This is a genomic window from Mesorhizobium sp. M5C.F.Ca.IN.020.29.1.1 (genome assembly GCF_003997375.1).
Taxonomy (GTDB): Bacteria; Pseudomonadota; Alphaproteobacteria; order Rhizobiales; family Rhizobiaceae; genus Mesorhizobium; species Mesorhizobium wenxiniae.
On record NZ_RZSW01000710.1, the window covers coordinates 1 to 2,566 of the forward strand.

At 57.6% G+C, this 2,566-nt stretch carries 3 protein-coding genes and 1 pseudogene; 2 read left to right on the forward strand and 2 right to left on the reverse strand.

All coding sequences use genetic code 11. The features are described from left to right. Nucleotides 1-61: 61 nt before the first annotated feature. The gene (locus EOA85_RS32450; RefSeq protein ID WP_127212444.1) at nucleotides 62-490 is read left to right on the forward strand and encodes a SufE family protein; all 429 of its coding nucleotides are present in this window, start codon (nucleotides 62-64) and stop codon (nucleotides 488-490) included. A gap of 142 nt (nucleotides 491-632) precedes the next feature. Here the strand turns inward: EOA85_RS32450 and EOA85_RS32455 are convergent, their stop codons facing one another. Together EOA85_RS32455 and EOA85_RS32460 are read right to left on the reverse strand one after the other, a co-directional pair. Further along, entirely contained in the window at nucleotides 633-1,058 is a 426-nt protein-coding gene (locus tag EOA85_RS32455; protein WP_029354623.1) for a MucR family transcriptional regulator, read from the reverse strand. Nucleotides 1,059-1,486: 428 nt separating this feature from the next. Next, nucleotides 1,487-1,855 (reverse strand): SH3 domain-containing protein, encoded by a 369-nt coding sequence (locus tag EOA85_RS32460; protein WP_127212445.1) that lies wholly within the window; start codon nucleotides 1,853-1,855, stop codon nucleotides 1,487-1,489. Between the two features lie 117 nt (nucleotides 1,856-1,972). Here EOA85_RS32460 and EOA85_RS32465 point away from each other — a divergent pair. Next, nucleotides 1,973-2,566: pseudogene (locus EOA85_RS32465) on the forward strand (S9 family peptidase); the annotation flags it as partial.

The following is a 2,566-nucleotide window of genomic DNA, read 5'->3' on the forward strand; positions in this document are numbered from 1 at the left end:
CCTATGGTGTTTTTCCTCTTTTTCCGTGACGCGGCGTTGCCGGATGACTATATCCTAGGTGATGAGCACGACGATCCAAACGATCCGCGACGACTTCTCCCTGCTTGACGAGTGGGAAGACCGCTACCGCTATGTGATCGAACTGGGCGAGGCCCTGCCGCCATTTCCCGATGAGGAACGCAACGCCGCCAACAAGGTGCCCGGCTGCGTCAGCCAGGTCTGGCTGACAACCGAATATGGACCGGGTCCCGATCCAGTCGTCACCTTCGCCGGTGATTCGGACGCCCATATCGTGCGCGGCCTCGTCGCTATCATGCTGGCGCTGTTTTCCAGACGACTGGCCAGCGAGATCCAGAAGACCGACGCGGAAGCCACACTGAAGGCACTTGGCCTCGACGAACACCTGTCGCCGCAACGCGCCAATGGTCTTCGTTCCATGGTCAAGCGCATTAAGCGCGACGCCGAGGCGGCGTTGAGGCAGACCGCCTGATTAGACAACAGCGCGCCTTGCCCCCGCACAGCAGTGAGCCCCGCACCTCGGCCAAGGCGTATTGCTCCAGTAATGCCTCCAAAAGCAAAACGGCGCCCGGAGGCGCCGTTGATCGTTCAACCCACGTTGGGAAGAGCCGATATCAGCGTCCCTTGCGCTTGCGGCCGAGACCCATCTTCTTGGCGAGCTGGGAGCGGGCGGCAGCATAGTTGGGAGCAACCATCGGATAGCTTGCGTCCAGGCCCCATTTTTCACGATACTCGTCGGGCGTCAGACCGTAGTGGGTCATCAAATGGCGCTTCAGCGACTTGAACTTCTTGCCGTCTTCAAGACAGACGATGTAGTCGTCATGGACGGAGCGTTTCGGGTTTACTGCCGGCTTCTGCTTGTCGGCAGGAGGTTGTTCACTGGTCCCGCCCACGCGCCCGAGGGCGGCATGGACATCGGCAATGAGGCTCGGCAGCTCGCCGACCGGCACCGGATTGTTGCTGACATAGGCGGCCACGACGTCGGCCGTCAACTCGATCAGCGCATCACTATTTCTGGAAGGTGTTTCGATAATATCCATGGCTTCATGACCCCAACGAGAGTTGTTTCTATCTGCGCCCTATTTTTGACAGGTCGGGCATCGCGCGAAATTTTTGCAGGAAAGAGCCTCTGCGATTCGCGTCACAACATCCTAATGAGCCAGTGAACCAAGTAAGTCAATTCGCTTCTTGCGCTGTATTCATCGATGTTAATAAAATATTCCACGATCAGCTTCAACCTTTCGTGCACTCTGTAATTTTGCGATATTTTCTGGTCCGACCAGCAACGGCTGACGCGCCGTCGGGCTGCCGTTACATCCTCGATGGCCAGTAAAAAATTCTCAATGCTTGGCTATGCTTGGTTGTGGCGCAGGCTATCTGGTTGTTTTCAGAATCTGCAAAACCATAGGTTGCGATTTGCTGTTTGCAAACAAACCACAAATCAGCGCCGCGGATCGCCGCCGATCCATCAATGTGGGGTAATGTATTTTCCGTAGACCCAGCCGGTGACAAAATTGCCGTTGTGTGCAGGATCATGCCAGACTTCGCACCAGCGATAGCGGATCTTCTGTTCCTGCTTCCAAACCGGCTGCTTGGCGATGTCGAGCAGGTTTATGCCCCCGGTGCATTTCCCGGTCATCTGCAAAACGGCACCGTTGGGATAGGCGGCCTGCTTCTGGGAAGACCCCGCCGGGTACTTGCGCACGTTGAGCGTGTCGCCAAACGGAACGTTGGTCACTTGCCAAGCTGCGAACACGGTTGCATGAGATTGGCCGGTAAAGGCCAAAACTGTCGAAGCGACGACGAAAGCCGCGGCAGCGCGAAAACGGAATTTCATTTTTCTCTCTCCTCCGGCTCATCTTCTGGAACCCAGCGCAAAACATACTTCCGGCTCTTGAACCTGCGCTGATCGGCGTGTTCATTCTCCATTCAAATAACTTCCCAGCGAGACGCAATGACCCGAACCCCAGCATTTCCGACTGTCAGCCCGCCACAACCCGAGAAGCGGCCGGTCTTCGATCTGCATCATGGAGTAACCCGGACGGACGACTATGCCTGGCTGAGAGCCGACAATTGGCAAGAGATGTTCAGGGATCCGTCCCTGCTCGACGCCCAAATCCGCGCCCATCTCGAAGCCGAAAACGCCTATCAGGCGGCGTTGATGGCCGACACCGCCCAGTTGCGGAAGCAGCTTTTCAAGGAGATGAAGGGCCGCATCAAGGAAGACGACTCTTCCGTGCCGATGAAGGATGGGCCGTACGCCTATGGCTCATCTTTCAAGCTTGGCGGCGAGCAGCCGCGTTATTTCCGCACGCCGCGCGATGGCGGTGCCCAGCAGATCCTGCTCGACGGCGATCTCGAGGCCGAAGGCAAGGCCTATTTCCGCCTCGGCGGTGTCGATCATTCGACCGACCACCGCAAGCTTCTCTGGGCCTTCGACGACAAGGGTTCCGAATTCTACACGCTTCGCGTCCGCGATCTCGCCGACGGCAAGGAGTTGCCGGATAGGATCCCGGCTACCGGTGGCGGCGGCGTATGGAATGCTGAC

Bases quoted from the DNA above. Each gene is read 5' to 3' on its own strand.
- EOA85_RS32455 (WP_029354623.1), bottom strand. From the start codon at position 1,058: ATGGATATTATCGAAACACCTTCCAGAAATAGTGATGCGCTGATCGAG.
- EOA85_RS32460 (WP_127212445.1), bottom strand. From the start codon at position 1,855: ATGAAATTCCGTTTTCGCGCTGCCGCGGCTTTCGTCGTCGCTTCGACA.
- EOA85_RS32450 (WP_127212444.1), top strand. From the start codon at position 62: ATGAGCACGACGATCCAAACGATCCGCGACGACTTCTCCCTGCTTGAC.